We start from the raw sequence: 22,114 nt of genomic DNA on the forward strand, positions 1-22,114 counted from the left end.
CCTCGCAACGGGCCAGCCGTTTGTCGGGTGGGACCGTGGTCAGCTGATGGCTGCCCGCTCTTCGTCGGACGGTTCGGCGCGCGGCGAGGGCAGCGCCACAGTCGACGCCGCCGCCGCCCCACCGCCGTGCAGGTCGAGGTGCGGCAGGATCCGGTCGAGCCAGCGGGGCAGCCACCAGTTGGCGCGGCCGAGCAGGGCCATGGTCGCCGGCACCAGCACCATCCGGATGACGGTCATGTCGACCAGGACGGCGACCGCCATGCCAAGGCCGAGCATCTTGACGGTCACGTCCGGGTCCAGCGCGAAGCCGGCGAAGACGGCGATCATGATGAGGCCGGCGCTGGTGATGACCCGGCCGGTCCTGGCGAGGCCCCGCGTGACGCTGCCGCGCGCGTCGCCGGTGGCCAGCCAGTCCTCCCGGATCCGGGAGAGCAGAAACACCTCGTAGTCCATGCTCAGCCCGAAGAGCACCGCGAACATCAGTAGCGGCAGCCAGCTCGACATCGGCACCGCGTGCGGCAGGCCAAGGGCCTCAGCGCCCCAGCCCCACTGGAAGACGGCGACGATGACGCCGTAGGCCGCGGCAATCGACAGCATGTTCATCACCGCGGCCTTCACCGCAACCAGCGGCGAGCGGAACACCACCAGCAGGAGCAGCACCGAGACGCCGACGACGAAGCCGACGACCTCCCACAGCTGGTCGGCGAGCAGGGCGGAGATATCTGTGAACGAGGCCGTCCAACCGGTGATCTCGGCGCCGCCGGGCAGCACGTCGGCCCGCAGGTGGCGGACCAGCGCGGCGGCCTTCGGGTCGCTCGGGCCGACAGCCGGCTCGGCGACGAGAAGCGCCGTCGACCCGTCCGCGGAGAAGATCGGCGCGGCCACGTCGGCGACGTCGGGAGTCGAGCGGATCCTCTCGGCCAGCGGGTCGAGCTCGGCCCTCGGCAGCGTGCGCAGGTCCGCGGCGATCAGCAGCGGACCGTTGGCCCCCGGGCCGAACTCAGCCGCGATCAGGTCGTAGGCGCGCCGCTGCGTGAGCGACGTCGACTGGCTGCCGGCGTCCTGCGGCCAGGTCCGCATGTCGAGCACCGGGGCCGCCAGGGCGAGCAGCAGTCCGAGCGCGCCCAGCGCCCAGGGCAACGGCCGGCGGCCGACCCGGGCGGCCCAGCGCGCGGTGAGCGGTTGCCTGGCTGGCTGGCCGGCCATTGGGGCGGGGCCGGTCATGCCGGTCTCGCCGCCCGGGCCGGTCCCGGCGGCGGCCGCCGCCGCGGTAGCCGTCAGGGCCCGGCGGGTCTTCCGGCCGAGCAGCCGGTAACCGGTCAGGCCGCACAGGGCCGGCACCAGCGTGAGTGACGTCGCGACGACGGCGACGACGACCACGGCCGTGGTGAAGCCGGTCGTGGAATAGGTCTTGAGCTCGACGAGTCGCAGGCCCATCAGTGCCAACACCACCGTGGCGCCGGCGAACAGCACCGAGGTCCCGGACGTCGCCGTGGCCCTGGCCGCCGCCTCCCGCACCGGCAGGCCGGCGCGCAGGCCCTCGACGTGCCGGGTGACGAGCAGCAGGGCGTAGTCGATGCCGACGCCGAGGCCCACCATCGTGCCGAGGGTCGGGGCGATGGTGCTGACCTGGGTCGCCGCCGCGATCAGCGTGACGCCGGAGGAGCCGACGCCGAGCCCGATCAGGGCGACGGCCAGTGGTACGCCCGCGGCGACGACCGAGCCGAACGCGAGCAGCAGGATGACCAGGGCGGCGGCGATGCCGATCGCCTCGGCCGCGCCGTTGACCTTCTGGATGTTCTCCGCGACCTGGCCGCCGATCTCGGTGGTCACGCCCGCGGTCCGGGTGGGACCGGCCACGGCCGCGACCAGGTCGTGGAGTGCCTTCTTGCCGCCGACGTCGGTGACCGGCCGGTCGTAGTAGGCGGTGATGAGCGCCGTGTCGCCGTCGGCGGACAGCCGGGGCGGGGTGACCAGGTCGACGTGCTCGACGCCGGCGAGGTTTCTGGAGACGGCGGCGATGACGGCGTCGTCGAGCCGGCTGTCGCGGTCGTGCAGCACGATGCGCGCGTCGGCGCCCGCGACTTCGGGGAATCCGCTGCGCAGTAGGTCGGTCGCCACCTGGGACGGAAGGCCCGGGGTGTCGTAGTTGTCCTGCGGCGTACCGCCGAACACGCTCGCCAGCCCAAACGTCAGTACCAGCGCGGCGACCCAGGCGCCGATCACCCGCCAGGGATGGGCGGCGCAGGCCCCGCCCAACCGGTGCAAGAACCCGGACATCGTTTTCCTCGTTCCCCTCGGGGTCGCGGTCCCCGACATGACGAGCCGGGCCCGGGGACTGTGACATCCGTGGTCATCCGCGGGCAGTCGCGCGCGCGACTGGCAGACCGGCGGACATCTGACGAACCGGCGGCCGTATGTGACCAAAGGTTGCGTTCAGCACCATTGGGTAGATCTGTCGCATAAGCGTGTGCCCTGTGCGGGGTTCCTGGGCTGTTGGTAGGGCGACTGCGCCCCGCAACCGAGAGGAACAAATTCTGGACAAGTAAGGCACATGTTCCATGGCATGATCTATACGAAGAGCGACGACTCGATACTGTTGCGTTGGAAGTCACGGTAGGCCGGCTCCCAGCGGCAAACAGTTCATACCGGTATGTATGCGAACCGTGTGCTGGCGCCGTCGCGGGTGCCGGCACGGCCAAGATCGCGGGCGCGATACGTCTCCTTCGCCGTGGACGTCGTCTCGGCGGTGCCCGCGGCCCGTGTCCCGACGTGAGGCGGCCGCCCCGACGCGCGGCGCGTCCCTGGGCCCTCTGGCGAAAGGCTGCGCATGGCATCGGCTAACGATCTTTGCCAGGCCGGCTCGCCGTCGCCGGCCCGCCTGTCCGCGCCGGAGTTCGGCGCGCCCGGCGGCTCGCCGCCGAGCCCGGTGGGGCCCGCCCGGCTTGCGTCCGCGGGCCGCGTCGCGGTGAGCCTCGCCCGCTCGCCCGTCCCGGCCGCCGAGCGGGCGACCGCGCTCTCGTACCCGTGGGCGGGCCGGCTCTGGCTGGGCTACGTGGCTGTCGGCGCGGTGGTGGTCGCCAGTTGTTACGTCGCCGGGCACTGGGCGGGCTCCGCGTCCCACGGCTGGCTGGTCGCGCGGCTTGCCGTCTACAGCGCCACCACCGCGTCGGCCGCCGGCGCGGTGTTCTTCGGGCTCCTGCGGTTCCGCCCGGCGCACTGGTCGCCCTGGCTGCTCATCGGGATCTCGCAGCTGGTCTACGCCGGCGCGGGCGTCGCCTTCTGCGTCGATCATTACCTGTACGCCTCGCCGACGTTCCTGGCCGTCAGGGACGTGCTCTACCTGGCCCACTACCCGGTGCTGGTCGCCGGCCTGCTGCCGATCGTCCGCCTGCGCGCGCCCGGCGGGGACCTGCCGGGCCTGCTCGACGGGCTGCTGGCCGCCACCGGCGCGGCGACGCTGTCCTACCTGAACCTGATCAAGCCGCGACTCGATGGCGAACTGTCCACGGCGATCGCCGTCATGTGGGTCGCGTGCCCGATCGCCGACCTCATCCTGTTCGCGATCGGTGTCCGGCTGGTGCTGGGCACCGGCAGCCGCCCGCCGGCGTTCAGCCTGCTCGCCGCGAGTCTGTTCCTGAGCCTCGCCGCGGACGCCGGTTACGCGCTGCGACAGCTCGGCGACGGCTATTCGGTGGGCGGTGGGCTGGACGCGGTCTGGCTTGCCGGGAGCCTCGCCCTCGGCGCCGCCGCGCTGCACCCCACGATGGCCAGTATCGCCGAGCCCGCGCACCGTCCCGCCGGGCTCGGCCGCCTGCGGCTCTGGGCGCTCTATCTCGCCGGCCTGGCCGGGCCCCTCACCCTGGTCCTGCGGCGCGGGCGGGCAGACTCGTGCACCGAGCTGGTCAGCGCACTGGCCATGGCCGTGGCGACCGGACTGATCATGATCCGGATGCGGTACGCGGAGGTCCAGCAGCGCCGGCTGGCCAACACCGATGTGCTGACCGGCCTGTGCACACGGCGCTTCCTGGAAACCCGGCTGGCGCTGGCTACGGCGAGGGCCGCACCGCGCGGCTGGGCGCTCGCGCTGTTCCTGGTCGACATCGACCACTTCAAGTCGATCAACGACCGGTACGGCCACCCCGCCGGGGACCGCGCGCTGGCCGAGGTGGCGCTCCGGCTGCGCGCCGTGGCCCAGTCCCGGGACGTTGTGGCTCGCTACGGCGGCGAGGAGTTCGCGCTGCTCGCCACCGGAGTCGGCCAGGACGACCTGCGTGCACTTGGGGAGCTGCTGCGCGCGACGGTCGCGGCGACGCCGGTCGTCATCGCGGACGGAGTCCAGCTGACGGTGACCGTCTCGGTCGGCGCGGCCGCGGTCGCCGCGGCGCCCGCGAGCCCGGCGGAGCTGGTCGACCGCGCGGACCGGGCCCTCTACGCCGCGAAGTCCGCCGGCCGCGACCGCGTCGCCGTCGCCGACTGCGTCGAGTGCGAGCGCATTCGCGCCCATACCCGGCTGCGAGCGTTTGGCTCGTATTGATGCCATAGGGCATTTTGTGGCTCATGCGCCGGGCACGGCGGTTCGAAGGCCTATGGTGCGTGGCCGGGCCCCGAATCTACGGCGCGGCCATCGGGCATGGTGGGCGGTCCGGGTGACGCCGGGGTGTCGGAAAGACGTCAGGTGGCGAGTAAGCGTCGAGTCGGCGTCACGCGCATCGAACCGGCCGACTGCGGGTAGTCCCTACCGGACGCTGAAAACTCGGGTGCGGCCCCGCCCATTGTCATGAGGCCAAGATGCGTCAGGGTGACGATGTCGCCACCGACCATGACCGTCACCCGGGGCTCCGGTGTGAGGGAGCTAACGCCCCGCCCCGCGCCCGGGTGGGAGGAATGGCCGGAAGCGGATACTTTGGCCAGGAGGACCTTTCCGATATCGCCCGCCCCGTGCGGGCCGCCGCCGGTCTGCCCTCGCCGCGGCGAGGACGGACGCGACGGACCACGTTGTCAGGCAGATTGGCGGGTCGCTGTTCGGTGCCCGTGCCGCCGCTGGGCGGCCCGGGAGAGCGACCGTACGGATAGAGAGACCGTACGGATAGAGAGGAAGTGTTCCGGCCGACGGGCGGAGCCGGGCCGGGCGCGGTGCCCGGGCGAGCTCCTTCGCTGTCGCGACGCGCGCGCTGGAGCGGGGTGGTGCGGGTTCGGCGCGACTCGCACGTGGTGGCCGACACCCCGCGCCGACGACGCTCCAGGCGGCGGGCGCGACAACACCCATGGCCGGGTGGAGGGGATGTCCACACCAGACAAGGTCACCAGAGAGGGGCGTCCGTGCAAACGCTCGATCCCACCACCCTCGACCTCGACGCGATCGAGGAAGACAGGCTCGCGAGGGGAATCACGCTGAGCCTGCTGATTCCGGCCAGAGGGCCGGAGTCCGCGAAAACTTTGGGAAACATGATCGCGCAGCTTCGGGATCGATGGATGCGGGACCGGCATGTCCTCGACGAGATAGGCGTGATCGTCGATCCGACCTCGGACGGCGACGAGCACGGCCTGATGGAGATCGCCGAGGAGGCTGGTGCCAGCTGGGCGGTGCGCGGCGAGAGCGTGCTGGCGGCGCACGCGGGCGCGGAGGCCCCGTCGCTGGGCGGCAAGGCCGGGGCCATGCGCAGCCTGGCCTACCTCGCCTTCGGCAGCCGGCTGATCTTCCACGACTCCGACCTGGAGAACTACGACACGGCCACGGTCGGCCGGCTCGCGGCCGCGGCCACCGCCGACGAGGGCCTGATGTTCGTCAACGGCAGCTCGCCCCGGCTCACCGGCGGCGGCCAGCCGGGTGGGCGTACCACGGAGATGCTGCGGTCGCTCTACTCGAAGCAGCTCTCAGGCTACGTCCCGGCGATCACCGGGACGTACCAGCCCCTGATCGGTGAGTTCGTCCTCGACGCGGATGTCTTTGCCGCGCTGGCGTTCTCGCGGGGCTACGGCGTCGAGACGTCGGTGAAGGTCCTGGCCATGGACCTGCTGGCCCCCGAGGAATGCGCCCAGGTGGAACTGCCGATCAAATACCAGGTCGGCCAGCACTATCACGACCTGGTCAAGCAGTTCCATGAGATCAGTTTCACCGTCGACGTGCTGGAGGCATACTTCCAACGCCGCCGGGTCGATCCGCGCGTGACGGTCTGCGAGATCGCGGACGAGTACGACCTGCTGTTCCCGGGCCGGCAGTACGCGCTGCACCGGCCACCGGGCTACGACCAGGTCGACTTCGTCCCGCGCCTCGGTTTCTACCCGCCGCTGGCGAGCTCGCCCGCCTACCAGGCGCGGATGCCCGAGATCATGGCCGCGCGGCACGCGGCGCTGGACGCGCTCAGCCACAAGATGCGTACTTCCGCCTGACGGCCCGGCCCGCCGGGCACGTGACCGTGCCTTCTGCCCTCGCCCCTCCCGCGATCGGTTACCGAGCGGGATGGGCGCTGGGCGCGCCGGTGGGCGCCGCGCTCCCGGCGAGCCAGTCGGCGGGCGAGGGAGCGGCGGTGGTCGCGATGTCGATCGGGTGCCGGTAGCCGATGCGGACGATGACGTCCAGCATCTGCTGGTCGAACAGGTCGTCGAACTGGCCGAGTGTCGGCGGCAGGTGGCCGAACAGCTCCAGCGACAGGAAGCCGTGCAGCTGGGTCCAGACGATCAGGCAGCCGGCCAGGCCCGCCGCGGAGATCGGGGCGCCCTCGTCCACCCCCCAGTCGACCAGCCGCGCCCGCAGTTCCGGCTTGAGCTGCTCGTCGAGGTGGGACGGGTCGACCGCACCGCCGCCCATCTGCTCGATCATGCAGCGGAACAGCACGCCGGTGGCGCGGTGCATCTCGGCGCCGCACCGCCCGGACTTGTCCAGCTCCAGCGTGCGCGGCCCGAACAGCAGCGCGTACGCGGGCTCGTTCTCATGCGCCCAGTGGCGGTATGCCCTGGCCAGCAGCAGCCAGCGCCTGGCCTGGTCCGGCTCGTCGACGGCGGCGTCGAAGGCCGCCTCGAGCGTGTCCGCGAGCGAGCCGAACGCGTCCGCGCACAGCTCGGTGATCAGGACGTCGTGGCTGTCGAAGTACCGATACAGCGCCGACGGGGTCATTCCCATCGCCCTGGCCACGCCGCGCAGCGAGATCGCCGCGACCCCGCCCAGCGCGACCTGGTCGCGGGCAGCCTGCTTGATCTCCGCGATCGTCGCCGCGCGCTGTCGCTCGCGACGCGGTGCCAGTGGAGTCATCCGGGTCATCTTTCCAGCCGAGATCCGATGCCGCGACCGGTCGTGCCTGGCCGGCGAGTCGCATTCCGGTCAGTGCCAGCGGCCCTCGGGGTCCGAGGGGCGGGGCGCGGTGGTTGCTCTTGACAGCATTCTCTTCAGAGAACACTGTTCTCTCTTGAGACTATAGCTCTCAGGAGGCAACGGTGTTCACACGTCTCGCCGGGGCAGTCACCGGCCGGCCCCGCCTGGTCCTGACCATCACGTTGATCTTCGTCGTCGGGGCGGGCGTGCTCGGCGTCGGCGCCTTCGGCAAGCTGATGACCGGCGGCTTCGACGACCCGAAGTCCGACTCGTCCCGTGCCGCCGACATCGTCGACACCCAGTTCGGCGGCGCGCCCAACCTGGTCCTGCTGGTCACCGCGCGATCCGGGACCGTCGACGACCCAGCCGTCGCCGCGGCCGGCCGGTCGCTGACCGCCGAGCTCGGCAAGGAGCCGGGCGTGCGAGGCGCCGCCTCCTACTGGACGGGTGCCGGTCCGTCGCTGCGCTCGGACGACTCCCGCGAGGCGCTGGTCGTCGCGACGGTCGACGACGACCACGCGGATGACCTTGTCAAGAAGTACGAGGACGCGGCCGACGCGGCCGGCCCGGTCACGGTGCGACCGGGCGGGCCGGCGGGCGTGAACAGGGACATCGGCAGCAGCGTGAGCACCGACCTCGCCACCGCCGAGTCGTTCGCCATCCCGATCACGCTCGTCCTGCTGGTCATCGCGTTCGCCGGTGTCGTCGCCGCGCTGCTCCCGCTGGGCGTCGGCCTGATCGGGATCCTCGGCGGGTTCGCCGCGCTGTCCGTGATCGCCGAGGCGACCGACGTCTCGATCTTCGCGGTCAACCTGGCGACGTCGCTGGGGCTCGGCCTCGGCATCGACTACGCGCTGCTCACGGTGAGTCGCTTCAGGGAGGAGCTCGCCACCGGCAAGGACAAGCGCGCCGCGACGGTCGCGACCGTGCGTACCGCCGGGCGCACCATCCTGTTCAGCGGCGCCACCGTCATCGTCGCGCTCGCCGTGATGCTCGTCTTCCCACCGTTCTTCCTGAAGTCGATGGCGTACGCGGGCATCGCCGTCACCCTGGTCACGATGCTCACCGCCGTGGTGGCGCTGCCGGCCGTCCTGCTGCTGCTCGGCGAACGGGTCAACGCGCTGCGCGTGGGTGGCCTGGTCGGCCTGATCCGGCGTCGCCGCGTCGCCCGGGAGAGTGCGGCGTCCGCGGCGGCCGGCGCCACGCCGCGAGAGGCCACCGAGTCGCCGTTCTGGCGCGTCGTCGCGACCCAGGTGATGCGCCGGCCGCTGCTCACCGGCCTGCCGGTGGTCGCGCTGCTCCTGCTGCTCGCCGCTCCGCTCCTGCACGTCAGCTTCGGCACGCCGGACGACCGGGTGCTGAGCGGCGGCACGCCGAGCCGGGTCGTCGGCGACGTCCTTCGGGACGACTTCGACTCCAACATCAGCGGCGCGCTCGACGTCGTCGTCAACGGCCCCACCACGACCGACGCGCTCGCCGGCTACGCCACCGAGCTGTCCAGGCTGCCGGGCGTCGGCCGGGTCGACAGCGCCGTGGGCGAGTTCCGCGGCGGCGCGCGGACCGAGCCACCTGGCCCCGCCTCCGCCCGCTTCACCGCAGACGCCGGAGCCTACCTGCGGGTCGTCCCGTCGATCGACCCGATGTCCGCCGCCGGCCAGGACCTGGTCCGCGAGGCCCGCGCGCTGCCGGTGCCGGCGGACACCGAGGTCCTCGTCGGTGGCCAGTCGGCCTATCTCACCGACGGCAAGCACGCGATCAGCGCGAAGCTCCCGCTCGCCATCGGTCTGATCGCGCTCGCGACGTTCGTGCTCCTGTTCCTGTTCACCGGAAGCCTGGTTCTCCCGCTCAAGGCCATCGTGCTCAACGGGCTGGTGCTCGGCGCCGTCCTGGGCGTCTCGGTCTGGATCTTCCAGGACGGGCACCTCGCCGGCCTGTTCGGCTTCACGCCGGGCCCGTTGGACACGTCGATGCCAGTGCTGCTGTTCTGCATCGCGTTCGGCCTGTCGATGGACTACGAGGTCTTCCTGCTGTCCCGCATCAAGGAACAGCACGACGCGGGCCGGCCCAACGCCGAGGCCGTCGCCACCGGCCTCGCCCGCACCGGCCGGATCGTCACGACCGCCGCGGTGCTGCTCGCCGTCACCTTCGCCGCGTTCGCGACCGGCTCGGTGCGGTTCATGCAGATGTTCGGCCTGGGGACGGCGCTGGCGATCCTGCTGGACGCGAGCCTGGTCCGCGGCGTCCTCGTCCCGGCCTTCATGCGGGTCGCGGGCGACCTCAACTGGTGGGCTCCCGCGCCGCTTCGCTGGCTCCACGCCCGTATCGGCCTCAGCGAGGCCGGTGAGGCCACCCCGGCCCTCGCTCCGGCCGCGGCGGCGGCCCCGGTCCCGGCCAACATCCCGCGCCCGGGCGGCGAGCCAGAAGGCCGGACCTCCTCGGCCGCCTCCGCCACCACGCCCTGACCTCGCCATCCGACTCCGCGCCGGCTGTCAGCCCATCGGTCGCCGGCGCGGGTGTCCTTCGCGCCTCGGCGGCCGGCTCAGGCCGCCGGGGTCGGCCGCGGGGTGGCGGCCGGGACGGGAGCCGAGGCGTGGCCGTCGGGGGTGTGGGCCGGGGTGACGGCCAGGTCGAACCAGAGGTACTTGCCGGAGCCGACGGTCACGGCCCCCCAGCTGCCGGCGAGCGCGTCGAGGACGAGCAGGCCACGGCCGCCCTCGGAGTCGTCGTCGACGGCGCGGCGTTCGGGAAGCGCTGTGGAGGTGTCGGAGACCGAGGCGTGGATCAGCCCTGGGCGCAGCTCTACCAGCAGCCATACGGGCGGCTGGCCGTACTTCACGGCATTGGTCACCAGCTCGCTGACGAGGAGCTCGGCGACCGATGTGGCGTCCTCGTCCAGGCCGGCGCCACGCAGTGACTCACGCAGCACCTGGCGGGCGTGCGGCACGGCCGAAGGCAGGTAGGGCAACTCAGCGAGGATGTGGGTAGCGGGTGGGGTGCCCGACGACGCCCGGCGCACCACATTCACCGGCACCACATTCACCGGCACCGCCTCCCCCTTCGGTTCCGCGAGCGGCATCGAAGGGGACCCCTGCATCGCGCTCATCGACCACCAAATCGGAACGAGAACATCCAACACGGTCTACCCAGCCGGAGCGGTCCGGAAGCCTCGTTAGACACCGATTTTTCCGGCCACCTCGCCGTCCGGAGCCCGCGCGGCCGGTCCACCCGCGCGGCCGGCGGCCCGGGAACGCGGGAGCGCCGGTCTGGTGTCGGCGAGCCTTGGTCACGCTCCGGGTCGGCTCACCCCGAAATGACGGTCGGTCATTGCCGGGGGCTGCCGCCAGCCTCCTACCCCACTACCCGTTGTCGCAACCACCCGTCGTTGTTGACCACGGAGAGTCGCTGTTCGTTCCCGAGGATGAACGGCAAACCGGGGCAGACGGGACACACGCCGCACCGAATGGGGCCGGATACGTCGTCCATCTCCCGAACTCGCGCTGACGCGTGGCGGGACAGTCGCATCACTCTGGGTGATGCCACTCCAGGTCGCAGATGGCGCCGCCATCCCGGCGAACGACATGCCTGCCAACATCATCGGCGCAGCGCCACTCAGCGACCGCCGGTGACAGCGCCTCAGCGCAGCACCCGGGGTCCCTGCCAGATTGGCTACGCAAGCTCCGCCAATCCGGCAGGAACCCCGGCGGGACCGCCTCAAGGCTGGCTGGGCACGCGGAGGACGACGATGGCGATGTCGTCGCGCAGGTTGCCGCCCGCGAACCGGTCGGCCGCGGCACGCACCCGATCGGCGACGCCCTGCGCGGACAGCCCCGCGCAGCCGCCGACCGCTTCCAGGAGCCGCTGCTCGCCGAGCAGCTCCCGGCCCGACCGGGCCTCCACCACCCCGTCCGTATAGAGCACCAGGGCGTCGCCGGGGTGCAGCTCCACGTCCGTGGACGGGAACGCGACCTCGTCGTCGTCGAGCACGCCCAGCAGCGTCCCGGGCACGCCCACGTAGGCCGCGCCGCCGTCCCCGGCCAGCAGCACCGGTTGCGGATGGCCAGCCAGGTGCAGCGTGAGCCGAACACCCTTCTCCGACGGCTCGGCGAGGCTCGCCGTCGCCATGGTGCAGAACCTCGGCTGGCCGTGGGGGTAGGCCGTCGCGGTGTCGCGCAGCGTCCTGTTCAGGTCGACGAGGATCTTTCCCACCGGGGTGGCCTGGCCGGTGAGCAGCCGCAGGACGGCCCGCGCGACGCCGGTGACGGTGGCCGCCTCGGCGCCCTTGCCGCAGACGTCGCCGATCGCGACCGTCCAGCCGTCGGGCCCGGGCATCAGGTCGAAGAAGTCGCCGCCGACGTCCAGCCCGGCGGAGCGGGCGGCGCCGTAGGCGGCGCCGAGGTCGAGGCCGGGGATCTCGGGCAGCACGGGCGGGCGTAGCCCCGCCTGCAGGCCGTCGGCGAGCTCCACCTGCCGGCTGTAGAGCTTGGCGTTGTCCACCGCGAACGCGGCCCGGCGGGCGAGGTCGGCCAGCAGGTCGGCCTCGTCGGCCGCGAACATGCCACCAGGGTCACGCCCGATCGCGACCACGCCGAGCACCCGGCGCCGGGCACGCAGCACGGCCACGAGGACCGGGCCGTCCGGGGTGGTCACCTGCCGCACCGGTGTCGTGCCGGCGCCGCGCACGGCCGCCAGCAGGGGGCCGGCGGGGTCGGTGGCCGCCGCGGTGAGCTCGGGCTCCGCGGCCTCCTCCGCGTGCGCGACCGCCGAGAGGACCGGGTTTCCGTCGTCGCGGCGCAGGTAGACGGCACACCACCGGCCGATCCGCGGCACCGGCAGGTGGGCCAGCATGGACAGCGTGTGCTCCAGCTCGAGGCTGCCGGCGAGCAGGTCGGAGGCCTCGGCGAGGAACGACAGCATCCCGATCCGGCGCTCCTCGGCCTGGCGCATGTCGCCGCCGCCCAGCGCGAGCGCCATCCAGCGCGCGACGAGCCGGACCCGCTCCGCGTCGACGGCCGCCGGCTGGCCGCCGTGGCCCGGATGGGCGGGGTCCGGCCAGAGCAGCACCTCGCCGAGGCTGTCCTGGGTCGGGTCGAGCGGGAACGACAACGCGTCGGTGGGCTCGCCGGTGTTGCCGAGGGCGGCGACGATCTCCGGCTCCGGGTCGTCTGGCGACGGCCGGTGAACCAGTCCGCCGGTCACCGGCTGGGCGTCGACGAGCTGGGCGAGCAGCTCGGCGACCTCGCCCTCGGCCGTGAGGGCACGCGCGGTCGACCGGGAGATGATCCGAGGGGACCGCGGGTAGGGCTCCAGCGCCGGTTCGGGGGCGGCCGACGGCGAGGCGCCCGGGGTCCCTGCCGGATCGACGAACGGGGTCCCTGCCGGATCGGCGGAGCCGATCTGGGAGGTCGTGATCTGGCAGGTTCGCTCGCTGTGACGAGGGAGAAAACCGTCGGCGGGCGGGTCGGTGGGTACCGCGGTCGGCTGTGTCGGCCCGGCCAGCGGGCTGGCCGGGGACCGCTCCACCCGCGCCGGCGTGGTGCTCGCGGCGGGGGACGACCGCGCCGCGGGCGCAGATGTGAGAGAAATCACATTGTCTGCCGGCTCGGAGGGGGCGGTGGCTGGCTCGCCGGGCGATGATTCCGTCCGGGTGGTGCCGATGAGACGGAACCAGACGGTTTTGCCTCCAGCGCCGTGCTCAGTGCCCCAGCTGCTGGCCAGCGCGTCGACGAGGGCGAGACCTCGGCCGTCCTCGCGCAGGCCGCCCAGGCCCGACTCGCCGAGGCCACCCTCCTGGCCACCAGCCTGCCCGTCGCCCGCGCCGCGCCGGGAGGAGCCGATGCGCACCGGATGCAGATCGTGCACCCGGACCGCCAGCTCCCCAGGCGAGATGGCCGTGACATCGACCGTCGCCGGCGTGCCCGCATGGACCACCACGTTGGTGACAAGTTCCGTGACCAGCAACAACGCCGAGTCGAGGGTGTCCTCGTCGATCCTTCCGCGAAGAGCGGACAGCAGGAACCTGCGGGCGGAGCGCGGTGACTCCGCTGCGGGCGGCAGTGTGATGGTGTGGTGAGGTAGCCGTCCATCCAGCCCTACGGCGCTCATGTCGGTCAGTCTCTCCTGTGATGTCCCCGGCTAGGCGGATACTGACGCCGGGTGTGACCTGCCGAGGGACGAATAGCTACCACCGGTGTGCTGCCGTAGACCCCGAGGAGACAGATGAGCCTCGATCGTGACCACGAAGCGCCGGACGCGCGCCAAGATGATGGTGCCCTGTCCGGTTCGTCGGCGAGCACGAAGGCCCGCTCAGCATTGGCCGACCACGGGGGGACCACGGAGGGTGCTGGATCGTCGAGCCAGAACGGCGGCGGTCATGGGACAGCGACCGCCGTTCTGGACGGCGCGCCGCCGGATGGGCCAGGAGGGGGCCACGACCTCGCCTCGGCCGCCGTGGACGACCTGCTGGCAGATCTGCTTGCCGGCCTGTCCGGACTCTGTGACGGCGACTTCAGCGTCCGCCTCGGCCTCCGGGACGGGCTGTCCGGCGAGGTCGCCCGCCGGTTCGACGAGCTGGCCGCCACCCAGGAGCGGCATGCCCGCGAGCTGGAGCGGGTGAGCAATGTCATCCGCCGCGAGGGCCGGCTGACGCAGCGGATGGACGACCTCGGCGGCCGGGACGGCTGGCGCAGCCTCACCCGGTCGGTGAACTCGCTGATCGACGACCTCGCCCGCCCGACGCACGAGGTCGGTCGGGTCATCGCGGCGGTAGCCGAGGGCGATCTCTCCCAGCACATGCCGCTGGAGATCGCGGGCCAGCCGGTGCGGGGTGAGTTCCTGCACATCGGCACGACTGTGAACACTATGGTCGACCAGCTGTCCTCGTTCGCCGATGAGGTGACGAGGGTGGCCCGCGAGGTGGGCACCGAGGGCAAGCTGGCCGGCCAGGCGCAGGTCAAGGGCGTCTCCGGCGTGTGGCGGGACCTGACCGAGTCGGTGAACTCGATGGCGGGCAACCTGACCGCCCAGGTCCGCGGCATCGCCCACGTCACCACCGCGGTGGCGAACGGCGACCTGTCGCAGAAGATCACCGTCGACGCTCAGGGCGAGATCGCCGAGCTCAAGCACACCGTCAACACGATGGTCGACCAGCTCTCCGCCTTCGCCGACGAGGTCACCCGGGTCGCCAAGGAGGTCGGCACCGAGGGCAAGCTCGGCGGCCAGGCGACGGTCAAGGGCGTCTCCGGCGTCTGGCGAGACCTGACCGACTCGGTCAACGTCATGGCCGCCAACCTGACCACCCAGGTTCGCGGCATCGCCGAGATGGCGGCGGCGGTCCAGCGCGGCGACCTGACCCGCCAGATCCAGGTCGACGCCCGCGGCGAGGTGGCCGCGCTCGCGCACACGCTGAACACGATGGTCGACCAGCTCTCGTCGTTCGCCGACGAGGTGACCAGGGTCGCCTGGGAGGTGGGCACCGAGGGCAACCTGGCCGGCCAGGCGCACGTGCGCGGGGTCTCCGGGGTCTGGCGGGACCTGACCGAGTCGGTGAACTCGATGGCGGGCAACCTGACCGCCCAGGTCCGCAACATCGCCCTGGTGGCGAAGGCCGTCGCCAACGGCGACCTCTCACAGAAGATCACCGTTACCGCTCAGGGTGAGATCCTCGACCTCAAGGAAACCCTGAACACGATGGTCGACCAGCTCTCGGCCTTCGCCGACGAGGTCACCCGGGTCGCCAAGGAGGTGGGCACCGAAGGCAACCTGGGCGAGCAGGCGCACGTACGCGGGGTCTCCGGGGTGTGGCGGGACCTGACCGACTCGGTCAACGTCATGGCCGCCAACCTGACCACCCAGGTCCGCGGCATCGCCCTGGTCACGACGGCGGTCGCCAAGGGCGACCTGTCCCAGAAGATCACCGTCAACGCGCAGGGCGAGATCGCCGAGCTCAAGGACACCGTCAACATCATGGTTGACCAGCTGTCCTCGTTCGCGGCCGAGGTCACCAGGGTGGCCCGCGAGGTCGGCGTCGAGGGCGAGCTCGGTGGCCAGGCGACGGTCGCCGGGGTCGCCGGCGTGTGGCGCGACCTGACCGACAGCGTCAACCAGCTCGCCTCGACGCTCACCATCCAGCTGCGCGCGATCGGTGACGTGTCGACGGCCGTGACCCGCGGCGACCTGACCAGGACGATCTCGGTCGAGGCCGAGGGTGAGGTCGCCGAGCTCAAGGACAACATCAACCAGATGATCACCCGGCTGCGCGAGACCACCGAGGTGAACGCGCAGCAGGACTGGCTGAAGTCGAACCTGGCTCGGATCGGCAGCAAGATGCAGGGCCAGCGCGACCTGTACGCCGTCTGCCAGATGATCATTTCCGAGATGACCCCGGCGGTGAACGCCCAGCAGGGCACCGTCTACCTGCTCGACTTCATCGAGGGCGACAAGCTGCGCTACGTCGCCGGCTACGGCTCGGTGCCGCGGCGCCGCTCGGACGGCACGTTCCTGTTCGGCGAGGGCCTGATCGGCCAGGCCGCCGTCGAGAAGAACCGGATCAGGGTGGAGAAGGTGCCGGCCGGCTACCTCACCATCCGCAGCGGCCTGGGCAGCGCGCCGCCGTGCGACCTGGTCGTGGTGCCGGTGCTGTTCGAGAACCAGGTGCTCGGCGTGATCGAGCTGGCGAGCTTCACGCCGTTCTCGGACCTGCACCTGAACCTGGTCGAGCAGCTCGTCGACACGATCGGCGTGGTGCTCAACACGATCATGGCGAACGCCAGGACCGAGGAGCTGCTGGCACAGTCCCAGCGGCTCACCCAGGAGCTGCGTTCCCAGTCGGTCGAGCTGCAGCGCACGAACGCCGAGCTGGAGGAGAAGGCGCAGCTTCTCGAGGTGAAGAACCGCGAGATCGAGCTCGCCAGGATCGGCCTGGAGGAGAAGGCCGAGCAGCTCGCGCTGTCGTCGCAGTACAAGACCGAGTTCCTCGCCAACATGAGCCACGAGCTGCGCACCCCGCTGAACAGCCTGCTCATCCTGGCGAAGCTGCTGGCCGACAACCAGGACGACAACCTCACGTTCCAGCAGATCGAGTTCGCCAAGACGATTCACTCGTCCGGCTCCGAGCTGCTCATGCTGATCAACGACATCCTCGACCTGTCGAAGGTCGAGGCCGGGAAGATGGACGTCGAGGCGGCGACGGTGCGCACGGACGCGCTGTGCGACGGCATCGGGCAGGCGGTCAGGCCGCTGGCCGCGCAGAAGGGGCTCACCTTCGCGGTGACGGTCGCCTCGGACGTGCCGGCGGAGTTCGTCACCGACGAGCAGCGCATCCAGCAGGTGCTGCGCAACCTGCTGTCGAACGCGGTCAAGTTCACCGATGCCGGCACGGTCCGCCTGGAGGTCACGGTGGCCTCGTCCGACGGGCCGTTCATCGTGCCGAGCCTGCGCTCGGCACCGACCGTGCTGTCGTTCGCTGTGTCCGACACCGGCATCGGGATCGCCGCCGACAAGCTCCGCATGATCTTCGAGGCGTTCCAGCAGGCGGACGGGACGACGTCGCGGCGCTACGGCGGCACGGGGCTCGGCTTGTCGATCAGCAAGGAGATCGCGCGGCTGCTCGGCGGCTCGATCGCGGTGTCCAGCGCGTTCGGGCAGGGCAGCACCTTCACTCTCTACGTCCCGTCGGTGATGCCCACGGATCACGTGCCCTACGGGCTCACGCCCGGCGAGCCGGACGATGTCCTGATCATCATCGGGGACGAGGGCGCGTCGAGCGGGGGCCAGCCCGGGCTCGACGGCCACGGCGCGTTCACCCCGCCCGGCCAGCCCGGCACCGGCTACCCGGCCGTCGGCCCTGGCGACGCCTGGGCCCCCGACACCTCGGTGACGCGTCTCGCGCCCTCCCAGCCGGCGCTGCCGAGCGGCGAGCCGGACGCGACCGACCTCCCGGCCATGCGGACGCTCCCGGCCGGCGAGCCGGTGGGCGGCGCCGGCACGGGCGTCGCCACCGGGCGTGGGGAGCTGGGTACACCGGAGCCGGGCGGGACGCCGTTCCTCACCGAGACCTCGCGGCCGCGCCGCGAGGTCGACCCGGACGAGGCCGACCCGCTGCAGGGCACCACGGTGCTGGTCGTCGACGATGACGTTCGTAACGTCTTCGCGCTGACGAGCGCGCTGGAGATGTTCGGCATGCGGGTGCGGTACGCGGACAACGGGCGTGACGCAATCAAGCTGTTGCAGCAGGAGAGCGACGAGGCCGTCAGGCTGGTGCTGATGGACGTGATGCTGCCCGGCATGGACGGCAACGAGGCGACCACGGTGATCCGGGCGATGCCGGCGTTCGTCGATCTGCCTATCCTGGTGCTGACCGCGAAGGCGATGCCAGGCGACCGTGAGAAGAGCATCTCGGCCGGCGCGAGCGACTACATCACGAAGCCGGTCGACCTCGACCGCCTCCTCTCCGTCATGCGCTCTCATCTTTAGCGGGCGCCGGGGCGCCCGTCACAGATGAGAACTGTCGGGCGCCAGCGCCGTCCCTACGTGGTTCCGGGCCGAGGTATATGGCGGTGGCTGAGCTGATTCCGGGTCGAGGAGGTGGCTGAGTTGGCGCCGCGCCGATGCGCCGTCACCGGGCGGCGGCGTGCCTCGCTGGGCGGGGACCGGCGCCTGCCTGGGAAGCCGGTAGGCGCGGCTCACAGGCGATTCTTCGGGGGGCGGTGGTGACCGCTCGGGGGCTATCAGCGATGGTTGGTATGCCGGCGCGCGCATGGAGGACGAGTCTGGGGCCCCATGACCCGCGGAACCGGCGCGACCGAGGCGCATCACGACAGGAGGAGGAAGGCGGGTGACCGAGCGGACCGGCGGTCCTGTCGACCCAGGAGACGGGCCGAGTGCGGAACGGCCACGGAGCAAGATCCTGTTGGTCGACGACCGGCCCGACAACCTCATGGCGCTGGAGGCGATCCTGGCCTCTCTGGACCAGGAGCTCGTAACCGCCTCCTCCGGCGAGGAGGCGCTCAAACGGCTGCTCGTCGATGACTTCGCGGTGATCCTGCTGGACGTGCAGATGCCCGGTATGGACGGGTTCGAGACCGCCCACCGGATCAAGCAGCGTGGGCGGACCAGGGACACGCCGATCATCTTTCTCACCGCCATCGACCGTGAGCCGCATCACGCCTTTCGGGGATACGCCGTCGGCGCCGTCGACTACATCGCCAAGCCGTTCGACCCGTGGCTGCTGCGGGCCAAGGTCAGTGTCTTTGTCGAGTTGTTCGAGAAGAACGAGCGGCTCAGCGAGCTGGCCCACCAGCGGGTCCGCGACTTCGACCTGATGACCGAGGTCGCGGAGCGGTTGACCGCGCTCGATGTGCTGCTGGAGGGTGCGCGCGACGCCTCTCCCGAAGAGATCATCGCGGCGGCGGGCGCGGAGGTGCGCGGGTTGGTGGCACGACTGCGGCCGTTCGCCCGGTCAACGCCCGCCGGCTGATGTCGCCTGGGTGATCGGCGGTCGTCGGTGGCCGGCCCTTTGTTGTCGATGGTCGGGGTGGCGGCGTGCGGCGGTCGGGGAACGCGGGCGAAACGCCCGCGCGTCCGCATCTGCGCTGTCCGGGCATTCCGGCTCGTCATCGGGCCGCCCGGGCACGCGGATAGCATCCGACCTGGACAGACGTACCGAACGGCAAACTCGATGACACCTCCGAGTCCGGCTTTCAAGGACGGCCGGGTCGTCGCGGTTGCCGGCGGGCCAGCGGTATCCGCTGGGGTAACCAGGCGGCTGGATGTCGTTCGGCGAGACCGCGTCGTCCCCTGGCTGGTCGGCGTTTCCTGGAGGTCTGTGCGTGGCCGGTGAGCGCCCGACACCCGCGCGCCGGAGCCGCGGCGGCCGCGCGGAACACCCGACGCGGATTGGTCCGTACTTCGTGGAGCGGGTCCTCGTGACCAGCGGCACCGGGGTGGTGCACCTGTGCCGCGCGGGCGACGGAAGCCGCTCGGCCGTGAAGATCATCGCTCCCGACCTGGCCTGTGACCGGGCGTTCCTGGGGCAGCTGCGCGTCGAGGCGCTGCGTGCGCGAGACACCGCGCCGGCCTGCCTGGCCGAGGTCCTGGGCGTCGACGTGGACGGGCCGACGCCGTACGTCGTGACGGAGTTCCTCGACGCTCCGACCCTCGGCGCGATGGTCGCCTCCGGCGGCCCGTTGTCCGCGGCCGCGGTCGGGCGGCTGGGAGCGGCGATGGCCACCGGGCTCGCCGAGCTGCATCACCAGGACCTGGTGCTAGGCGACCTCAAGCCGGCGCGGGTCGTGCTCGCCGCCGGCGGGCCCCGGTTCATCGACTTCGGCGTCGCCCGGGCCGCCGGCCGCCTCGGCAAGGGGACGCGCCGCGGCCCGGCGATGGCGACCTTCGGCGCGCCCGCGTTCATGGCACCGGAGCTGGCCCTGGGCCATTCGCTGACAGCCGCCGCCGACGTGTTCGCCTGTGGTGCGCTGATCATCTACGCGGCCACCGGCCGGCCGCCGTTCGGCGAGGGCGCGCCGCGCGCGCTGTTGCAACGGGTCGTCTACACCGAGCCCGACCTCGCGGGCGTGCCGGCGCCGCTCGCGGCGCTGCTGGCCGACGTGATGCGCAAGAACCCGGACCGCCGGATCAGCGCGCGCGACCTCGCCGACCGCCTGCTCGAGCTGGCCAACCTGCCCACACCGGCCACCGCGCCTGTCCCCGCGCCCCCGGCCCCCCTCGCCCGTGCCACGGCCGGCCAGTTCGCGGCGGCAGCCGGGCTCGAGGACCTCTTCGAGGACGTCGCGCCGCGGCTGGAGAACGACGACACCCGTCCAGCGGACGAGCCGGTGGCGGTGGACGAGCCGACCGCGGTGGACGAGCCGGCGGCGGTCGATGAGCCAGCCGTGGCGGACGAGCCGACGCCTGCGGAGCCGAAGCCTGCGGAGCCGACGCCTGCCGAGCCGACGGCGGACGATGCCACGTCAGCACCAGCCACGTCCGCGCCGCCCGGGTCCGCGACGGCTACGGCAGCCTCGCCCGAGGAGACAGCCTCGCCCGAGGAGACAGCCGAGCCCGTCGCGACGGCTGAGGCATTGAGCGCGGTCGACCTTCCGGAAGGCGCCGCAACGGTTCCGGACGCCCCGGTGGTGGTGCCCGACGACGAGGTGCCCGACGACGAGGTGCCTGACGAGGACGGCCCACCGGCGCCCGACGAGGACGCCGGTGCATCCGCGCCAGCGGCGTCCGCCCCAAAGGGCGGGACGAAGCTGACGGGGGACAGCGAGCCGTCCGCCGAGCCGACGCGATCGGATGACGCTCCCGGCGAGTCCGCCATCGTCCCGTTGCCCTCCGCCGCCCAGGGCGCCGACGACGAGTCGGCCTCGCCGCCGGCGCCGGACACCGAGCCAGCGCGGGGCGGGGGCGGTAGCCGCTGGCTCCGGGCGGCCGCCCGCCGGCCGCGGGCGCTGGTGACGCCGGCGAGCGTGCTAACCGGCGCCATCATGGTCGCCGTGGTGGTCGTCGGCGTGATCGCCATCCTTGACCGGGCGCACGCGGCCCGGGACGCCGCGACGTCGCGGCGGCTGGCGGCCGAGGCGGGTCAGCTCCTCCCCGCGCGCCCGGATTTCGCCGGCCAGCTCGCCGTGGCCGCATACCGGATCTCCGAGACGCCGCAGGCCGCGAAGGTGCTGGTCGACGCCGCGGTGCGCGAGACCGGGCAGGCGGGCGGCGCTGTCCATGACGTCGCGCTCAGCGCGGACGGCGCCACCCTCCTGCAGGCGGGTGACACCGGCGTTGGCGTCTGGGACCTGCGCGACCCGAGCACGGTTCACCGCGGTGCCACGCTCCTCGCGAAGACGGGCGCGGTCATGGCGGTCACCGCCGCGCCGGCGGACGCCGGCAACCGGCGGGTGATGGCCACCGGCGGGGCCGACCGGCTGGTCAGGCTGTGGGACCTCACCGACCCGGCCCGCCCCGTCCAGCTCGCGGCGCTGCGCGGCGCCGCGGCGACGGTCAACGACATCGCCTTCTCCGCCGACGGCCGCACGCTGGCCACCGCCGAGGCGGATGGCGCCGTGCGGCTCTGGGACGTCGCCGACCACGCCCACCCCCGCCAGCTCGCCGCCGTCAGGGTCGCGGGCCCGGCGCTGTCGGTCGCGCTCGCGCCGGACGGCCGGACCCTCGCGGTCGGGGCCGTCGGCTTCCTGCGGATCTGGGATCTCCCGGAGCGGGCCCAGCCTCGCCCGTACGCCGAGTTCTACGTCTGGGCCAAGGCGAGTCAGGTCCGGTTCAGCCCGGATGACTCCCTGCTCGCCGTCGCCACCACCCCGCTCGACCGGCGCTCCGCCGGCGTCGCCGCGTCCACGGCGTCGGACGGCGGCAAGGTCCAGCTCTACCAGCTTTCGGGCGGCCGGCGGCCACGGCCGGTAGCCACGTTCGGCGCCCGCCCCGCCGGCGTCGCCGGACTGGTCTTCAGCCTGGACGGGCGGACGCTTCTGACCGGCGGTGCCGACGGTGAGATCTCGGTCTGGGACATGACGTCGCCGACGCGCCCGAAGGTCGGCGGGACCCTGCGCGTGGACGGGACGCCGGGCGCGCTGGCCCTCAGCTCGTCCGGCCGCGGCTGGGTGCTGGCCGCCGCCGGCGCCGGCTCGGCGCGGGTGTGGGAGCTCGACCCGGCGGTCGCCGCGGAGCAGGTCTGCGCCCGCGTCGGCACTCGCCTCACCCAGGCCGAATGGCTGCGCGCCGCCCCTGGCCGCACCTACGAGGCCCCCTGCCCGTAGCCCGCGGGGGAGGACAGGCGAGGGGCGGGAGCGGGCA

Annotated in this window: 10 protein-coding genes; 6 read left to right on the top strand and 4 right to left on the bottom strand. The window is 72.4% G+C overall.

Annotated elements, in window-relative coordinates:
• Positions 1 to 39: 39 nt before the first annotated feature.
• The gene (locus QOZ89_RS29450; RefSeq protein ID WP_071054296.1) at positions 40 to 2,280 is read right to left on the bottom strand and encodes an MMPL family transporter; all 2,241 of its coding nucleotides are present in this window, start codon (positions 2,278 to 2,280) and stop codon (positions 40 to 42) included.
• A gap of 550 nt (positions 2,281 to 2,830) precedes the next feature.
• Here QOZ89_RS29450 and QOZ89_RS29455 point away from each other — a divergent pair.
• Positions 2,831 to 4,537 (top strand): GGDEF domain-containing protein, encoded by a 1,707-nt coding sequence (locus QOZ89_RS29455; protein ID WP_071054294.1) that lies wholly within the window; start codon positions 2,831 to 2,833, stop codon positions 4,535 to 4,537.
• 785 nt (positions 4,538 to 5,322) lie between these two features.
• On the top strand, positions 5,323 to 6,393 hold the full coding sequence (locus QOZ89_RS29460; protein ID WP_071054292.1) for a glycosyltransferase family protein: 1,071 nt from the start codon (positions 5,323 to 5,325) through the stop codon (positions 6,391 to 6,393).
• Between the two features lie 58 nt (positions 6,394 to 6,451).
• Here QOZ89_RS29460 and QOZ89_RS29465 read toward each other — a convergent pair whose 3' ends face one another.
• The gene (locus QOZ89_RS29465; RefSeq protein ID WP_071054290.1) at positions 6,452 to 7,252 is read right to left on the bottom strand and encodes a TetR/AcrR family transcriptional regulator; all 801 of its coding nucleotides are present in this window, start codon (positions 7,250 to 7,252) and stop codon (positions 6,452 to 6,454) included.
• A 182-nt stretch (positions 7,253 to 7,434) separates the two neighbouring features.
• Between QOZ89_RS29465 and QOZ89_RS29470 the strand changes: the two genes are divergently transcribed.
• The gene (locus tag QOZ89_RS29470; protein WP_071054288.1) at positions 7,435 to 9,774 is read left to right on the top strand and encodes an MMPL family transporter; all 2,340 of its coding nucleotides are present in this window, start codon (positions 7,435 to 7,437) and stop codon (positions 9,772 to 9,774) included.
• Between the two features lie 77 nt (positions 9,775 to 9,851).
• On the opposite strand, the gene QOZ89_RS29475 is transcribed toward QOZ89_RS29470, so the two are convergent.
• Both QOZ89_RS29475 and QOZ89_RS29480 read right to left on the bottom strand, forming a co-directional pair.
• Positions 9,852 to 10,388 carry an ATP-binding protein gene (locus QOZ89_RS29475; protein ID WP_397428861.1) on the bottom strand — a complete coding sequence of 179 codons (537 nt, stop codon included), beginning with the start codon at positions 10,386 to 10,388 and terminating at the stop codon, positions 9,852 to 9,854.
• A gap of 635 nt (positions 10,389 to 11,023) precedes the next feature.
• Positions 11,024 to 13,414 (bottom strand): SpoIIE family protein phosphatase, encoded by a 2,391-nt coding sequence (locus tag QOZ89_RS29480; RefSeq protein WP_312626764.1) that lies wholly within the window; start codon positions 13,412 to 13,414, stop codon positions 11,024 to 11,026.
• Between the two features lie 114 nt (positions 13,415 to 13,528).
• On the opposite strand from QOZ89_RS29480, the gene QOZ89_RS29485 reads away from it, so the two are divergent.
• From QOZ89_RS29485 to QOZ89_RS29495, 3 genes are all read left to right on the top strand, one after another.
• Complete coding sequence (locus QOZ89_RS29485) at positions 13,529 to 17,782, top strand: HAMP domain-containing protein (protein ID WP_083420084.1); 4,254 nt, start codon at positions 13,529 to 13,531, stop codon at positions 17,780 to 17,782.
• A 361-nt stretch (positions 17,783 to 18,143) separates the two neighbouring features.
• Positions 18,144 to 18,785: a response regulator gene (locus QOZ89_RS29490; RefSeq protein WP_071054284.1), complete on the top strand. Its 642-nt coding sequence runs from the start codon at positions 18,144 to 18,146 to the stop codon at positions 18,783 to 18,785.
• Between the two features lie 448 nt (positions 18,786 to 19,233).
• Positions 19,234 to 22,077 (top strand): WD40 repeat domain-containing serine/threonine protein kinase, encoded by a 2,844-nt coding sequence (locus QOZ89_RS29495; protein ID WP_312626768.1) that lies wholly within the window; start codon positions 19,234 to 19,236, stop codon positions 22,075 to 22,077.
• Positions 22,078 to 22,114 lie beyond the last annotated feature (37 nt).

Origin of the sequence: Pseudofrankia coriaricola (assembly GCF_032027725.1) — a bacterium.
In the GTDB taxonomy this organism is placed as follows: domain Bacteria; phylum Actinomycetota; class Actinomycetes; order Frankiales; family Frankiaceae; genus Pseudofrankia.